The organism is Peribacillus sp. YIM B13482 (genome assembly GCF_042787975.1).
GTDB classification, from domain to species: domain Bacteria; phylum Bacillota; class Bacilli; order Bacillales; family DSM-1321; genus Peribacillus; species Peribacillus simplex_A.
Genome location: NZ_JBHZPF010000025.1, coordinates 24,852 through 41,118 on the forward strand (window position 1 = coordinate 24,852; position 16,267 = coordinate 41,118).

Below are 16,267 nucleotides of genomic sequence, written 5' to 3' on the forward strand. Positions count from 1 at the left end.
GATAATTTTTAGGGAGTTTGAACCAAAGAGGATAACACAATCTTTTTGTTAGCTATTATCGCTCTATAAATTTTTTAACAAAATTGATTGGAACGGGTATACGAGACTCCTGCGGGAAAAGCGCGTCTAGGGAGACCCCGCAGGCGTAAGCCGAGGGCTGACCGCTCGCGGAAAGCGAGTACCTGGAGCGGAAATCAACGGTCAAATTGTAAAAACTATAAAAAACAGTAGACAAACTCGATTTTCATCGGGTTTGTCTACTGTCTGAAACTGGCTCAAAAGTCTGAGCAAGCTTAACTTTAAAGCGTTTTTGCAGGTAACTTTTCAAAAAGTGCATTATTCACACGCCCAAATTCAGATGCATGCGGACGGTCTTCACCATCGCTATAACCATATTGAAGCATCCGATTTCTATTCAGGCATAGTTTTGTCAATTTTGGCGCAAAGAAATTGAATGTATCGAAACGATCCTGTAGCATAGGGAATTTTTTCTGATGTGTATGGATTGTTTGAGCGACACCTTCCCAAAAGGCATTCTCATCCAAAAGGGACCTCTTCATCAGAAGTGTTGACAAGTATCGGAAATGACAGATGAATAGTCCCGTGAAAATGAATTGAACCAGCCCCTCGGGAGTCTCACTTCTTAGTACTTTCCTTAAATCATCAGGAAGGCTTCTTAATTCAGGAAGCGGCTGATCACTGACGTTTACATCATCTACAAAATCCTTGATGGCCAAACGGTGAGGCTTGTAATCCTTCAAGACTAAAATGGTGTTTTGGCCATGCGGCGAGAATACCAATCCATATTGATAGATAAAATGTAATAATGGTGATAGAATGACGTCAAATAATTGAGCTGTCCAGGCTTCTGCAGACAATCCCGATTTTTCAATAAGGCTTTCCACATATGGTTTCCCTTTGCTGTCCACATGTAAAAGGGACGCAAGCGTAATGGGCTTTTCGCCTTCTTCCATATAACTGTAAATACTTTCTCTCCAAATACCGCCCAGCATCTCTAAATATTGATAGGGTACATTCTCTAGCTTGGAATAATACGGGTGATCAACATTTAAACTGGCCACTTCACCAGGAAGCACCACTTTGCATTGTTCTTTCAAGAATGAATCATTTTCATAAATGTTCTTTATATACTCTGTGATTTTTGGCGCAATGACTGTGCGTTCCGCTGGTAATCCACGGTAGACTAGCGTATTTAAAATGCTCATTGGCAGCTTGACGTGGTGTTTATTCTTATTCGATACATTAACAAATGTCCGGATGGATTGTTGCGGCAGATACTCATCAGGACCATTTCCTAAAGCTACAATCAGCCCTTTAGCCAAGTCATCGGTAAAATTCTGGATGATTACATTCTTCCACTGCCATTCATGGACTGGGAGGTAGTAATAGTTTTCTGCCTTCAGCCCTTTCTCTGTCAATCTTTTTACAAATGATTTTTGGGTTTCCTCATCTAGTTCATTCTCCATCAATTGCTTATAGGACAACGTTTCGATGGAATTGAACTCACCCCTCGTTTTATGGACCGCAATCCATGATAACTGAACTTCCTTCTGGTTTTCTGGAGCAAACTTCAAGTAATCATCAAAACCGAAACCGATTCTTCCCTTGTTATAAGCAATCCAAGGGTGACCGCTCATTTCTCCTTCAAGTAACGCATAGTCCAGCTCGACTAAATCATCCGCGCCTTGTTCAGGTTTGGATAGCAATTGAAGGTCCGCAAGCAGCGTATGATGGAATTCTTTGATTAAATGTCCTGTTGTTTCTGCAGTCATCCCAATTAACGGCTGAATGTCTAAAATGAATTGAATAGCATCATTGGCCTGTGTAAAACCTTCCATTTCGCAGACCTGGATCGACTCAGCCTGTACTTCATAGCTGTCAAAAAGACGGGGCGAAGCCAAAAATTGATAAGATTTCCCCTCATTAATCTCTAACTCATATAGGTTTCCTGCTTCATATTCTTTCAATACAGCTGGATGGATCATATCTTCATACATATACTCAGAAATCATCTTTGCCAGCAGGTTTTGGTTTACTATCGACCAATTTTTTTCAGAAACCGCCTGTTCCACTTCATTCATGAACTGCATATATTGCTCCCCTTTCCTTCTATTAGTAAGCCATGACTGGTGATTTTACACGGAATGACTGAAAAGCACCCTTTGGCTCGGATGGATAAACCTCTTTACCTGCCAATTGATTGATAATAATGGAATTTCGGAATGCCCCTAATCCTAGATCAGGTGCCCCCACGCCATGCGTATGTACCTCGCCATTTTGAATAAAAAGATGATTCGCTGTAGAGATGGTCGTTCCAATCCGATAGTCTTTCGTAATTGCAAGACGGCCTAAATCATCGCGGATTAAAAGCTCTTCCATGGTGTCAAGAAATGCCGGAACGGTCGATTTATAGCCCGTTCCAAAAACAACAGCCTCTGTATCCACATCAAATTCACTTTCTTCCACCCATTGTGAACATTTCAATGTCCAGCCATTTTCAGTTGGCTCTACGGATGCAACTTCCGTCATCGCCCTAAGTTCAATGGAAAGCTCTGCATTTCCAATCGATTTTTCATACATCTTGTCAAAAATCGCCGCAATTGTTGTCGCGCTGATTCCTTTATACAAGAGGTCTTGTTTTGGTAAAATGTCATCCTTCTTTTCCTGTGGCAGCCGATAAAAGAAATCAAGGTAATCCGGAGTGAAGTACTCCAACCCAAGTTTTGAATATTCCATAGGGAAAAACCCTTTGGACCTTGTATACCAGTTTAGCTGGTAACCATGCTTCTCCTGCTCATTCAGAAGATCTTCAAAGACCTCGGCCGCACTCTGTCCAGATCCGACAACCGTGATGGATTTTTTCTTCAGGACATTTTCTTTGTTCCGTAAATAATCGGCCGAATGAAGGATGCTCTCTCCTTTATATGGACTAAATGCAGCCGGCACAGTCGGGGCACTTCCAATTCCCATGACTACATGGCGGCTATAATAGACTTCGATCTTTTGTGTTTGTTCATCCCTTACACTGATTTGATAGAAGGTTTCATCTTGATTCCCTATATACTCCACCGCCTCCACCGCTTTTCCAAAACAGCAGCTATCAAGTTGATTGGCAGTCCAGCGGCAATAGTCGTTATATTCTTTTCGTGGAATCAAGAATTTTTCAAGGAAGTAGAAATGATAAAGCCGGTCATGCTGCTGTAAATAATTCAGATAACTATATCGACTTGTCACATCTGCCATGCTGACTAGGTCAGCAAAGAACGGTACCTGCAGAGTTGTCCCCTCCAACAGCATCCCTTCATGCCAATTGAATTCCTGCTTTTTCTCAAAAAAGACTGCATTCAACTCCGGGCTTTTCTCCAAAAGGGCTGCAAGTCCAAGATTAAAGGGACCTATCCCTATCCCTACCAGGTCATAGATAGATTGTTGCTTCTCCATACTTCCACTTCCTCTCGAAATTCTCCCGTGTACATGCCATGAGTAATGCTGTTTTGTCAGGGAGCTCAATTTCTTTAATTGGGGTAAACCCACACTTTTCAAATAGATGAATCATCTTTGCGTTCCGGATATCCGGTTCTGCCATCACCTTTTTTGTTCTAGCAGTAAGTAGTTGGTATTTCACCATTGCACGTAAGAACGGCAAAGCCAGTCCTTTTCCAAGATAATCTGGATCACCAATGAGTAAATGAATGCCTTGATCTCCCTCTTCGGACTGATAATAATCTTCGATGATATCGCCTTTTACCCAATACGATTCCCAATAGCTCATTGGGATTGAGTCCAGGCAGCCTAAATAGAGTGTTTGGTGTGCATCAGCCAATGCCTTTTGCAAATGAACAGCAAATTTTTCTTTTGTGAAATTCAAATTCCAGTATGGTATCACATGATCTTCATGCATCCATTTATGCAGTGTATCTAAATCCCTCTCAAATTCAACTTTGACGAATGAAAGCTGTTGATTACAGTCCTTCAGCATTTCTTCATAACTATTTTTCATGGACGGCTAAACCCCCCTGCGCGAAAGGATTTTCAATGGTCGTATAAACGGATTGCGTCTCAAGTGAACCAACAAGTTCATCCATATCATGAAACCGCGTCAGTAAATTAGCCTTACAAGATAATTCCCGGGCATGAAGCAACCTTGCAATAACTCGATTCAACCCCTCATCTCCGCTTTCCCTGCTGCTTGTTTCCAGTTGTTCCTGAACAAGCTGTAACAGGGTTTTCTCTGATACTAACCCTTCCGTACCAAAATTATTGATCAAGCCTAATAAGTGATTAAAAAAGAAATAGTATTGCAGTCTTTCTTCAGCGACTTCATCAGAACAAATCGTGAAGCTTTTTTCACTTAGTTCAGGCAGGATCTTCAACAGCCTGTCCACTTTGGACTCACAATAGTAATACCCTTGATTATCGCGATAATAAAAAGTGGATGGATACCCATCTTGAAGTTGAATGATGGAATTTTGTTGATGGGCTTCTAAAACGATTCCATACACTTCAAATAGCCAAAGCATCGGTTTTAATGTCATTGAAAGATAAGTTTTGAACCAATCCTTACTTACCTCTTCGGTACTGCGGTTTTCATCAGCTGATAATTTGCGGATGATCGCTCCAAGCCTTGATGGTGCACCATAGGCATTATCTTGGCACAAGCCTGCAATCAGACTTGCTTGTTCATTGTTTTCATAAAAAGGGTTTTCCCGGATATCAACATCGAATCCTGATTCTTGTTCTGTTGTTTTGATCGTTAGATAAGCAGGGTCCTTAATAATACGGAAGGAGGGATGCTGTTCTTTTAGCACGTCTCCCACTTTTGAATCTATTAATTTAGCGATTTCCACACCACGATCAAGTTCTTTTTGCAGATTTGCACGTAACGAATTCGTGATTTTGACCGGAACGGAAAATTTGTACATATATCTCGATGTGGCACTATATACCGTTCTAAAAGAAGAGGTAGCCGTGAATTTTTTCCCAAGCGGTCCAACGTAAATTAGTGTTCCTTGCTCGATAAGCCTTTTAACTTCTTCTTTTTCGATAAGCACTTTTGCCTGGAGCGGATGTGCTGGGATAATGCTATACCGGCTTTCCTTTTGGCAATACGTGTCACGGAATTCACTCGAAATCTCCAAGTCACCGGCTAGTTCCTGTTTAATGATTTCACTTGCCGATCGGACTTCACTAGAATCTTGGATGACGATCGAAGGCTCTGCCAGGAAGTAGTGCAGCTGAAACTCACCTTTTAATTCGGGTGAATAGATCCATTCATCTTTTTCTGAAATGCCCTGCTTACTTTTCGGTGTAGGATGGAACAGGTGCCCAAATAATAGCGACTGCTCCGCTTCGATAAAGGTAAAATCAGGACTTTGAAGCGCATCAATGTCTTCTGTCCTTGCTTCCACATACCGTTGAATATTTTGGCTGCTCAGGATGATACGCAGCATCAATTCATCTTCACTATCCGTCCTGCCCTGCTCATTCAATAATTCTTTAGAAACAATCGAGACCATCGTCACATAATCTAATTCACGTACTTGTTTGGATGCATTTTGGTAGTAAATCGGGAAGGTAAAAATATGACGCCCCGTTTCCGACCAATATTTCAATGGAACTAGCAATGCAATATCTTGGGATAAGAGATTACTGACTAATAATGAATCCGGAATAGAACCCTCCAAATCAGGCCAGTTCTTCGTTTCCTCCAAACTGCAATTTCCAGTTTCCCGGAAATAACAATTCAGAAAGCTTTGCATCGTCGCCCTTTCAGCTATCTGCTTACCATTCATCTTCATTCCTCCATCATCTTGAACATTTCACCTAATACTCGGATTTCGTCTAAAATTCCCTCTATGTGTTCAAGCCTTGTCATTGGATTCAATAGTGTCATTTTTAAATACACCTGTCCGTCAAAACGCGTTTTTGCTAAAAATGCCCGTCCGCTTTTCAGTAATTCTTGCTGAATCTGTTTATTTAATTGATTTACTAACTGATCACTTTCTCCCTCGGGATTATAACGGAATACAACCGCATTCAATTCAGGGCCTTTATTTAATACACTGAATCCTTCCGCTTGATCGATCTTCACAGCCACTTCACGTGCAAGATGACAAGTATAGTCAATCATTTCGGCAAAGGTATCCAGTCCGACAACCTTCAATGACATCCAAAGTTTCAGTGCATCGAACCTTCTCGTCGTTTGCACCGATTTATTGACCAAGTGAACCATGCCCTCCGCTTCATCTTCCTGTGGATTCAAGTAATCGGCGTGATGCTGGATAAATTGAAATGAGTTGGTATCCGAGACAAGAAAGGCACCACAACTGATGGGTTGGTAGAATAATTTGTGAAAATCAACCGTAATCGAGTCTGCCAGTTCAATTCCGCTGATTAACTCTTTGTAATCCTTACTTAAAATCATCGCGCCGCCATATGCGGCGTCCACATGCAGCCATATCCCATTCTTCCTTGCTGCTAGGGATACTTCATGAAATGGATCGATTGAACCGAAATCCGTCGTTCCGCAAGTAGCAACGATAGCAAATGGAAGTAAACCCTGTTCCTCTAAAAGCAGTAACTCGTTGTTTAATTCACCCATAGACATACGATGATTTGAATCCGTTTTAACCGTGATCACTGCCTGTTCTCCAAGCCCCAGCTGTGCCGCTGATTTACGAACTGTAAAGTGGGCAGCCTCGGAGCATAAAATCCGCAATTTTTTCGCCTCGACCGGCAAGCCATGCTGTTGAACATCCACATCCCAGTAACGCTTACAATAAGCGTCCCTCGCCAATAGCAGTCCCATATAATTAGATTGGGTTCCACCGCTTGTGAAAATCCCATCCGCTTGTTCAGGCAACCCTACCTGACTGCATAGCCAATCTATTAAATGCTCTTCAACGAAGGTTGCCGTCGAGCTTTGGTCCCATGAATCCATGGATTGATTCAACGTACCGATAATCATTTCGGCAGCCACTGCAGGTATTAGTGTCGGGCAATGCAAATGTCCGATACAAGTAGGGCTGTGTACATTGATGCTGTCATTAATAACAAACTCTGCAAGCTCAGCAGCTACTGCTTCCATTGTCTCCCCTTTTAAGGAAGCGAGGGTCACCTCGTTTAACCTTGCTTCTATTTCATTCGGTTTTTTCCCAGAGTAAGCCAGATTGTTCCCCTTTAAAAAATTCGTCAGCTTTTTTTCTATGATTTTTAATGACTGGCTATAGTTATTGAAACCTTCTTCGTTGTTCAAAAATAATGGAGAATAGGCAAAATCAGTTTTAGTTTTAGTTTTAGTTATCATTTCGATCATTGATCATTCACCCTCTAGCAACAGCTGCACGAACAGCCTGTTCAAAAATTGCAGTGGCTTCATAAAGCTGGGATTCCGTTACGATCAATGGAGGCAAAAACCTCACTACACTTCCATGTCTGCCGCCAACTTCCAAAATCAACCCTCTTTGAAAACATTCCTGCTGAATGGCACTGGCAAGTTCGGAATCAGCTGGATAGCTTCCGTTCGCGTTTTGCGGTTCTTCATGGTTGACCATTTCCACACCGACCATTAATCCACGGCCTCTAACATCCCCGATTTGCTGAAAATCCTTTTGCAAATCTTTAAGAATATTACTTAAGGTTTCTCCCATTTTAGCGGCATGATCCACAAGATTCGTCTCTTTCATATACTTTAAAGTTGCTGTTCCCGCTGCCATCGCCAATTGATTTCCACGGAACGTACCGATATGTGCGCCTGGAGACCATATGTCCAACTCTTTGTTATAAATCACAACCGATAATGGAAGACTCCCCCCTATTGCTTTTGATAAGACCAGAACATCCGGAACGATTCCTGCATGTTCAAAGGCAAACATTTTCCCTGTCCGGCCGATACCGGATTGAACCTCGTCGATAATTAACGGAATGCCCTTCTCTTTTGTTATTCTTCTGATTTCCTTAAGCCATGGAATTGGAGCGGGAATGGAACCACCCTCTCCTTGTACTGCCTCTAAAATCATTCCTGCAGGTGCCAATAAACCGGACTCAGGATCGTTTAGTAGATTTTCGATATACTGACTACTGATTTTATGGCTCTCTTCTCCGCCAATTCCAAAGGGACAGCGATATTGATAGGGATACGGCAGGAAATGTACATCCGGCATTAACCCTTGTATTTTTTCCTTTGGTTTTGTATTACCGCTGATTGACATGGTTGCATGGGTTGCCCCGTGGTAAGCCCCTTGGAAGGATAAAATGCTTCTGTTGCCTGTGGCTGTTTTAACTAATTTAAGTGCTGCCTCAATGGCATCTCCGCCAGTAGGACCACAGAATTGAATTTTTGCATTTTTTCTGAATTCTTCAGGCAGGCTTTCAAAAATTTCATCAACGAACTGCTCCTTGATTGGTGTCGTAAAGTCCAATGTATGTAAAGGCCGTTTATTCTTAAGAACTTTTTCCATTGCTTCAAGCACAGCCGGATGATTGTGTCCGAGTGCTAATGTTCCAGCGCCGGCAAGAAAATCAATATATCTTTTTCCGTCCATGTCTGTTAAATAAATTCCCTCCGCTTGATCGATGGCCATGGGTAATCTTCTAGGATAAGATCGGGCATTTGATTCCCTTGTGTTCTGTTGTTCCAGTAATTGATCATTTTTTGTAAGCATGTTCGTTACCATAGTGAGCCTCCATGTATTAAATTAATTGAGAATAATTATCATTATCATGAAATTCATTCTACTGACAATGATAATTATTCTCAATAAGTAAATCCGCTCATCTTTCTTCTAGTAATTTCCAGTAAAATTATGAAAAGGTTAAAATTGGGACTTGATCCCTATTTATACATTAAACAGAAAGGTTTTATATAGTTGTGTTTCTAAGCTAAGCGAAGATGAAAATTATGAAAATGAGGAGTCACCAAAGAATGGTTTGAAGGGTGGCGGGAATGGCTTTTTGACAGTAACCACAACTTAAAAAGCACCTTACATTATTGTTATTTATTAACGTTAGTCATGTTATTCCATAAAGGGCCCTATAATGGAATATGCGAAAGTGCTAAGTTCTTTTAAAATGATATTGTTTAAACAAACTATTACCAGTTTAGAATAATAGGGATTCTTTTTTATTGAATTGGTGTAAAGCCTTCCATTACTTTCGCCGATGACTTTAGACCAAAACCTTAAACTATATCGTTTTCCGCCTTCCTTATACTTTAACCGGATTATTCCGCCACCTTTTATTAATTTTTAGCTGCTAATCAATATAAAATACCCTTACTTGGTATAAAATAGTAAAATAGAGAGGTGAATGAACCTCTATTCAGAGGGATTGTTTACTTGTTTATCATTTGAAATTAGAGGGTAAAGATTTTCACTATTACTTTATCCGATCGTTCAGCTTCAATTTTGTCAAAACGTGTCGGTGTCAGGGGGGGAACGGATGAAAAGAAATCATACGATGATGCAATTTTTCGAGTGGCATCTTGAGGCGGATGGTTCTCATTGGGACAGATTGAGGTATGCAGCCTCCAAGTTGAAGGATACAGGAATTGATTGCGTTTGGCTTCCGCCAGTTACCAAAGGGCAATCCATTGGGGATAATGGATATGGAATATATGACGGATACGATTTGGGGGAATTTGACCAAAAAGGAACCGTTCGTACCAAATACGGGACAAAAGATGAATTGCTTCAAGCGATAGCCACCTGTCATAACTACGGACTTTGCGTTTATATCGATTTAGTCATGAACCACAAAGCAGGAGCTGATGGAACCGAAAAATTTGAAGTCATTGAAGTCAATCCGGACAACCGCATGGAAGATATCTCAGAACCATTTGAAATTGAAGGCTGGACAACATTCGATTTTCCAGGCCGTAAAAATCAATACTCTGATTTTAAGTGGAACCATACTCATTTTAATGGTACGGACTATGATGCCAAAAACGACAAGATGGGTGTTTATCGGATTACAGGGGAAAATAAGCATTGGAATAAGCATGTCATCGATGAATTCGGCAACTATGATTATTTAATGTTTGCCAACATCGATTACAGTCTGCCAGAAGTTCGTCAGGAAATGATCAGCTGGGGAAAATGGATGGTTGATACGTTAAAGTGTGATGGTTTTCGTTTGGACGCCGTTAAACATATTGATTATGAATTCATCAACGAATTTCTAAAGGAACTCATTCCTTATACAAAGGAACATTTCTTCATGGTCGGCGAATTTTGGAAGGCGGATGTTAAACCTTGTCAAACTTACTTAGATCAAACCAATCATGACCTCAACTTGTTCGATGTTTCCCTGCATTATAAATTTCACGAGGCTTCAAAAGCAGGAACTGACTTCGACCTCTCAACCATCTTTGATGATACCCTCGTCCAAACCAATCCGGCACAGGCCGTCACTTTTGTCGACAACCACGACTCCCAACCTCATGAATCACTGGAGTCTTGGGTAAAGGACTGGTTTAAACCATCGGCATATGCACTTATCTTGCTTAGGCTTTGCGGTTATCCCTGTGTCTTTTACGGGGACTATTATGGAATCGGCGGGCCTTCTCCGGTACCTGGAAAAAAGGATATTCTAGATCGTCTCTTATATGCTAGGTATGAAAAAGCTTACGGAGAACAGACGGACTATTTTGACGATCAAAATACGATAGGCTGGGTCCGGCTCGGGGTTAAAGAGCTAGAAGGCTCGGGGTGTGCCGTCATTATCTCAAATGGAGATCACAACAGTGAAAAAAGGATGTTCGTCGGTGAACATCGAGCTGGTGAAACCTGGAGTGATTTAACCTATCATAGAGATGACCACATTATCATTGAAGCAGATGGTTTCGCGACCTTTCCCGTTCATGGGAAAAGCGTATCCGTATGGGCATTAAATGATGTACCTTAAAACGACACCACTCTAAAATGAGATAGCAAGGAACAGCATGTCGTTTGGAGATGTGCTGTTCTTTACTGATGACATCGCCCTTGAAAACCCAGGAGTATCATTCCTTCACAATGCAATTGGATCGTTACCCACGGAAAGATAATTTTTCCATTCGAAGCAATCATGGTAAGATAAGGGAAAAGGAGTTGAAGGAACGTGAAAAATGAAATCATTGAAAGATTCACTTCTTATGTTAAAGTGGATACCCAATCGAATGATGCAAATCCCTCATGCCCCTCTACACCCGGACAGTTAACCTTGGCAAATACATTGGTCCAGGAACTTCAATCAATTGGGATGAAGGAAGTCACAATGGATCAGAATGGTTATGTCATGGCTACCTTGCCAGCCAATTCAGATAAGAATGTCCCAACAGTTGGATTTTTGGCTCATATCGATACAGCTACGGATTTCACTGGGAAAGATGTCAAACCACAGATCGTTGACAACTATGATGGTAAAGATGTTACTTTACATGAAAAATTGGATGTCATCCTCTCACCTGATGATTTCCCTTCGCTTAAGAATTATGAAGGGCATACCTTGATAACGACGGATGGTACAACCCTGTTAGGAGCGGATAATAAGGCTGGCATTGCCGAAATCATGACTGCCATGGATTATTTGATCCAGCATCCGGAAATCAAGCATGGAAAAATCCGTGTTGCCTTTACTCCCGATGAGGAAATCGGCAGGGGACCCCATAAGTTTGATGTAAATGCGTTTAATGCCCAATTTGCCTATACCGTGGACGGTGGACCGCTTGGGGAACTTGAATACGAGAGCTTCAATGCAGCATCGGCCAAAATCCTGATCAAAGGGACGAATATTCACCCTGGTACCGCTAAAGGAAAAATGGTGAACTCGGCTAAAATCGCCATGGAATTCCATAATAAGCTCCCAGTGGCAGAAGCACCGGAATATACGGAGGGTTACGAAGGATTTTATCATCTGATTTCATTTCACGGTGATGTGGAAGAGACCAAGCTTTCTTACATCATCAGGGATTTCAACCGCCAAAAATTTAATGATCGTAAGGAATATATGACAAAAGTCATCGAAGATTTAAAAGAAAAATATGGGCAAAAGCGTATCCAGCTTGAATTACACGACCAATACTTCAACATGAAGGAAAAAATTGAACCCGTGAAGGAAATCGTGGATATTGCCCATGAAGCAATGGAGAAACTCGGTATAAAACCGATAATCTCACCTATACGCGGTGGTACTGATGGATCTCAATTATCGTATATGGGATTGCCGACACCTAACATCTTTACGGGCGGCGAGAACTTTCATGGCAAGTATGAATTTATTTCCGTCGACAATATGGTACTGGCCACAAAGGTGATTGTTGGCATTGCCTCGCTCCTTGAAGAAAAAGCGAAGTAGCTAGATACGAAATGACTTTATTGAAAAACCCCCCGACTTCATGTCTGGGGGTTTTTCATCCAATATTAAGCGCGACTCCAGTGACGGTGCTTGGCAATTGCCTCGATAAAGGCAGTACCACTATTATTATCCGTAACAGCTACAATGCCTGAGGCTGGATCATTGGAAACGATGCCTGCCTTCGATAAGATCTCGGCTCCTTCTTTTCCTGCACCAATCGCTTTGAAATGATTGTAGGCTTCATCAACAAAGTAAATTGGTTCCTTGGATGCCTTTAAAGCATCGACACTCTCCTGGCCTCCTGCCACATATACAGCATCGAAAAGTACCGAATCGGCTGTCAGGAATGTCTGATTCACCTCGGCCTGCTGTCCTTCAGAACTTGTAATCACTCCACGATTAAGACTGATGATTTCAGTAGTTATACCTGCTGATTTAAATGATTCCAAGACTTGATTAACCTCTGACCCGTTGAAACCATCTGCAGCCAAGATGGCCACTTTTCTTGAAACGGCCGTGTTCACTTTCATTTGCTCCTGGCTTAAAGCCGGAGAAGCTAAATCCATTTTGACTTCACTCTTGTTTGTTGGAGGATTAACTCCCACTCCAAAAGCGATTGTTTTTGCCAGTTCGACATCAACATTGCTGAACATCTCGACAATTTGCTGCTGAACGTCCTTACTTTTCACTTTTCCCACTTCAAAGTGGAAAGCCTGAATAATATGCTCTTTCTCCACTTCCGTCATGCTATTCCAGAATAGTTTAGCTTGGCTGTAATGATCCTTGAAGCTTTCACTGCGTTGACGGACCTTCCTGCCATCGACTTTTTCCTGATAATGTGCATAGCCGCCTTCCTCTTCTGAAGCAGGTTCTGGAGAGTTACCTGCAAGGGAATTTTTGTGGTAGCTGACCGGTCCGGGATTTATTGACATTCGGTGCATACCATCGCGTTGATTATTATGAACGGGGGCAACCGTCCTATTAATCGGAAGCTCATGAAAGTTTGGGCCTCCTAATCGGGATAGCTGGGTATCGGTGTATGAGAACAAACGTCCCTGAAGCAGCGGATCATTTGAAAAATCTATACCCGGTACAACATGCCCCGGATGGAAAGCTATCTGTTCCGTCTCTGCAAAAAAGTTATCTGTATTTTGATTCAAAACCATTTTCCCGATTATTTTCACCGGGATTTGTTCTTCCGGCCATAGTTTAGTAGGATCAAGGATATCAAAGTCGAATTTGAATTCATCTTCTTCCTTAATCATTTGCACGCCGAATTCAAATTCAGGATAATTTCCAGTATCTATTGCTTCCCACAGATCTTGACGGTGAAAATCAGGATTTTTCCCTGCAATTTTCTGCGCCTCATCCCAGACAAGGGATTTAACTCCCAGTACAGGCTTCCAATGGAATTTAACGAAATGGGCCACACCTTCTTCATTCACAAAACGGAAAGTGTGGACCCCAAACCCTTCCATCATCCGGAAACTTCTTGGTATGGCCCTATCAGAAAGATGCCACATGATCATATGTGCCGTTTCTTCATTGTTGGCAACGAAGTCCCAAAAGGTATCATGGGCAGACGCGGCCTGAGGTATTTCATTATGAGGCTCCGGTTTAACCGCATGAATTAAATCCGGGAACTTAATGGCATCCTGGATAAAGAATACCGGAATATTATTTCCGACCAGATCATAGTTTCCTTCCTCGGTATAAAACTTTGTAGAGAATCCCCTGACATCACGAACCGAGTCTGCCGATCCGCGTGAACCTGCTACCGTGGAGTAACGAACAAATACTGGTGTCTTGACTGAAGGGTCTTGAAGGAACTTTGCCTTTGTATATTCGGCCATCGGCTCATATACCTGAAAATATCCATGTGCTCCGGAACCACGCGCATGGACAATCCGTTCAGGAATACGCTCATGGTCAAAGTGAGTCATTTTTTCACGGAAATGAAAGTCCTCCATCAAAGTTGGACCACGGGTTCCCGCTTTCAAAGAATGTTCATCCTCTGAAATGCGCAAACCTTGGTTAGTCGTCATCTTTTTCCCGTTATCGTCCACTCGATATTGTTCCAACTGTCTTTGCTTACTTTGTTCATTGATTCTTCCGTTTTCATTTTCTTTTTTCATCCTTTTCATTCCCCTCCATGTCTTAGAAATTCAGTTTAATTCGTGTTGTATGTACTTACTTTAAAATTTGAAACAATTGTGTAATCCTTCCTCATATACCACTCTCATTTGACGGCTAAACAGAATTCAGAAAAAGATCCTTCCCGTCTTCAAAAAACAAAAAATCCCCAGTTTTGAATCACTGGGGACGTAACGTAATATTCTTAAGGTCAATTTTTCATTATATTAAAATACAAATAAAAAAAGAAGCGGAAAGACAGATTTTCATCTTCCCGCTTCTTTTTTATTCGGCACCTTTAGTTCTTAAAGGCCTCTGAAACCTTCAAAAGTTTCCCTTTTACTTTCGTATTTTTCATCACTTTCAAGACAAGCGGTCCCTTTTCATTCAATATTTCCACATAAGAAACATTATCCTGAATCGTAATGATCCCGATATCCTCAGCATTCACTCCATCAATCTTTGCGATAGTTCCGACAAAATCAACAGCCCTGATTTTCTTTTTCTTTCCGCCATTAAAATACAGCTTCATGATTTGTTTATTCAATTTTTCACTTTTATCTTTTTTTATCTTTGGACGAGCTTCCAGTTTTGCTTCGAAATCCATTTTTTTATTGGAGACATCCTCTTTTGATGGAACGGGCATCTTAGGGATTTCAAAACCGATATATCCTTGAATCTCAGTAAGGAATTTGTCTTCGTACGGCGTCACAAAAGTAATGGCTTTTCCTTTTTTACCTGCACGGCCCGTTCTTCCAGTTCGATGTACGTAACTTTCCTTTTCCAATGGCAGGTCATAGTTAATCACATGGGTTATATTGTCGATGTCAATTCCGCGTGCAGCAACATCTGTCGCAACCAAATAGCGGAATTCACCTCTTCTGAATTCATTCATCACTGCAAGACGATCTTCCTGAAGCATGCCGCCGTGAATCATATCACAAGGATATTCCTGATCCATTAGCATTTCACATACTTGGTCGACCCTATCTTTCGTCCGACAGAAAATGATGCAGCTATCGGGGTTTTCCGTGATTGTGACATCTCTAAGCAGGGAAAACTTATCATCCTCTCTCACTTCAATAAGAGCATGTTCAATTTTTTCGGTCGTTAACCCCTTAGCCTTGATTTCAATATCCAAAGGATCTTTCATATACTGCTTACAAAGCTTTTTTATGCTCTCAGGTAACGTAGCGGAGAACAGCATGGTTACTCTTTCTTTCGGAAGCTCTTTAATGATGGCCTCCACTTGTTCAATGAAGCCCATATTCAGCATTTCATCCGCTTCATCAATTACTAAATGAGTTAAGCGTTCCAGGACGAATGTCCCTTTCTCGATATGATCCAGAACACGCCCCGGGGTTCCAACGACTACATGGCTCTTTTGTTTCAATTCCGCTTTTTGCAAAGCGAATGGATGTTTTCCATAAACCGCCGTTGCCTTTATCCGTTTAAATCTGCCTATATTCGTAATATCCTCTTTTACCTGTACAGCAAGCTCACGTGTCGGTGTTAAAATAAGCGCCTGAGGCTTATTCTCCTCCCAATCGACCATTTCGCATATCGGTATGCCGAATGCAGCGGTCTTGCCACTGCCTGTTTGGGATTTTACGACAAGATCCTGCCTTTTCAATGCCACTGGAATCACTTCGCGCTGTACTTCGGTTGGACGTTGGTAACCCAAGCTTTCTAATGCCCTTACAATTTCATCACTTAATGTATAATCAGTAAAATTCAATTCATTCATATAACAGCCTCTTTTGTTATTTAGTATCTTACA

The 16,267-nt window shown here is 41.6% G+C and carries 10 protein-coding genes; 2 read left to right on the forward strand and 8 right to left on the reverse strand.

Going from position 1 to position 16,267, the window contains the following annotated elements:
- Positions 1-299 precede the first annotated feature (299 nt).
- From ACFX4L_RS13595 to ACFX4L_RS13620, 6 genes are read right to left on the reverse strand one after another with little or no spacing between them, the layout of a single operon-like run.
- A complete protein-coding gene (locus ACFX4L_RS13595) occupies positions 300-2,111 on the reverse strand; it encodes an IucA/IucC family protein (RefSeq protein WP_377405409.1) in 1,812 nt (603 codons plus the stop codon).
- A gap of 22 nt (positions 2,112-2,133) precedes the next feature.
- A complete protein-coding gene (locus tag ACFX4L_RS13600; RefSeq protein ID WP_284469124.1) occupies positions 2,134-3,462 on the reverse strand; it encodes a lysine N(6)-hydroxylase/L-ornithine N(5)-oxygenase family protein in 1,329 nt (442 codons plus the stop codon).
- The gene (locus ACFX4L_RS13605; RefSeq protein WP_284469123.1) at positions 3,437-4,021 is read right to left on the reverse strand and encodes a GNAT family N-acetyltransferase; all 585 of its coding nucleotides are present in this window, start codon (positions 4,019-4,021) and stop codon (positions 3,437-3,439) included. The genes ACFX4L_RS13600 and ACFX4L_RS13605 overlap by 26 nt, the downstream gene beginning before the upstream one ends.
- The gene (locus tag ACFX4L_RS13610) at positions 4,011-5,813 is read right to left on the reverse strand and encodes an IucA/IucC family protein (RefSeq protein WP_377405411.1); all 1,803 of its coding nucleotides are present in this window, start codon (positions 5,811-5,813) and stop codon (positions 4,011-4,013) included. The genes ACFX4L_RS13605 and ACFX4L_RS13610 overlap by 11 nt, the downstream gene beginning before the upstream one ends.
- Positions 5,814-5,815: 2 nt before the next feature.
- Positions 5,816-7,336, reverse strand: a complete 1,521-nt coding sequence (locus ACFX4L_RS13615) for a pyridoxal phosphate-dependent decarboxylase family protein (protein ID WP_377405413.1) — start codon at positions 7,334-7,336, stop codon at positions 5,816-5,818.
- A gap of 7 nt (positions 7,337-7,343) precedes the next feature.
- Positions 7,344-8,696 carry an aspartate aminotransferase family protein gene (locus tag ACFX4L_RS13620; protein WP_284469120.1) on the reverse strand — a complete coding sequence of 451 codons (1,353 nt, stop codon included), beginning with the start codon at positions 8,694-8,696 and terminating at the stop codon, positions 7,344-7,346.
- Between the two features lie 763 nt (positions 8,697-9,459).
- Here ACFX4L_RS13620 and ACFX4L_RS13625 point away from each other — a divergent pair.
- Positions 9,460-10,923 carry an alpha-amylase gene (locus tag ACFX4L_RS13625; protein ID WP_377405415.1) on the forward strand — a complete coding sequence of 488 codons (1,464 nt, stop codon included), beginning with the start codon at positions 9,460-9,462 and terminating at the stop codon, positions 10,921-10,923.
- Positions 10,924-11,118: 195 nt separating this feature from the next.
- On the forward strand, positions 11,119-12,354 hold the full coding sequence (gene pepT, locus ACFX4L_RS13630; protein WP_377405417.1) for a peptidase T: 1,236 nt from the start codon (positions 11,119-11,121) through the stop codon (positions 12,352-12,354).
- A 65-nt stretch (positions 12,355-12,419) separates the two neighbouring features.
- On the opposite strand, the gene ACFX4L_RS13635 is transcribed toward pepT, so the two are convergent.
- Together ACFX4L_RS13635 and ACFX4L_RS13640 are read right to left on the reverse strand one after the other, a co-directional pair.
- On the reverse strand, positions 12,420-14,489 hold the full coding sequence (locus tag ACFX4L_RS13635) for a catalase (RefSeq protein ID WP_377405419.1): 2,070 nt from the start codon (positions 14,487-14,489) through the stop codon (positions 12,420-12,422).
- A 296-nt stretch (positions 14,490-14,785) separates the two neighbouring features.
- The gene (locus ACFX4L_RS13640; protein ID WP_318681576.1) at positions 14,786-16,234 is read right to left on the reverse strand and encodes a DEAD/DEAH box helicase; all 1,449 of its coding nucleotides are present in this window, start codon (positions 16,232-16,234) and stop codon (positions 14,786-14,788) included.
- Positions 16,235-16,267 lie beyond the last annotated feature (33 nt).

What these genes read in the sequence shown, in the direction of transcription:
- ACFX4L_RS13605 (WP_284469123.1), bottom strand. Translation starts at nt 4,021, where the DNA reads ATGAAAAATAGTTATGAAGAAATGCTGAAGGACTGTAATCAACAGCTT.
- ACFX4L_RS13600 (WP_284469124.1), bottom strand. Translation starts at nt 3,462, where the DNA reads ATGGAGAAGCAACAATCTATCTATGACCTGGTAGGGATAGGGATAGGT.
- ACFX4L_RS13640 (WP_318681576.1), bottom strand. Translation starts at nt 16,234, where the DNA reads ATGAATGAATTGAATTTTACTGATTATACATTAAGTGATGAAATTGTA.
- ACFX4L_RS13635 (WP_377405419.1), bottom strand. Translation starts at nt 14,489, where the DNA reads ATGAAAAAAGAAAATGAAAACGGAAGAATCAATGAACAAAGTAAGCAA.
- ACFX4L_RS13615 (WP_377405413.1), bottom strand. Translation starts at nt 7,336, where the DNA reads ATGATCGAAATGATAACTAAAACTAAAACTAAAACTGATTTTGCCTAT.
- ACFX4L_RS13620 (WP_284469120.1), bottom strand. Translation starts at nt 8,696, where the DNA reads ATGGTAACGAACATGCTTACAAAAAATGATCAATTACTGGAACAACAG.
- ACFX4L_RS13595 (WP_377405409.1), bottom strand. Translation starts at nt 2,111, where the DNA reads ATGCAGTTCATGAATGAAGTGGAACAGGCGGTTTCTGAAAAAAATTGG.
- ACFX4L_RS13625 (WP_377405415.1), top strand. Translation starts at nt 9,460, where the DNA reads ATGAAAAGAAATCATACGATGATGCAATTTTTCGAGTGGCATCTTGAG.
- ACFX4L_RS13610 (WP_377405411.1), bottom strand. Translation starts at nt 5,813, where the DNA reads ATGAATGGTAAGCAGATAGCTGAAAGGGCGACGATGCAAAGCTTTCTG.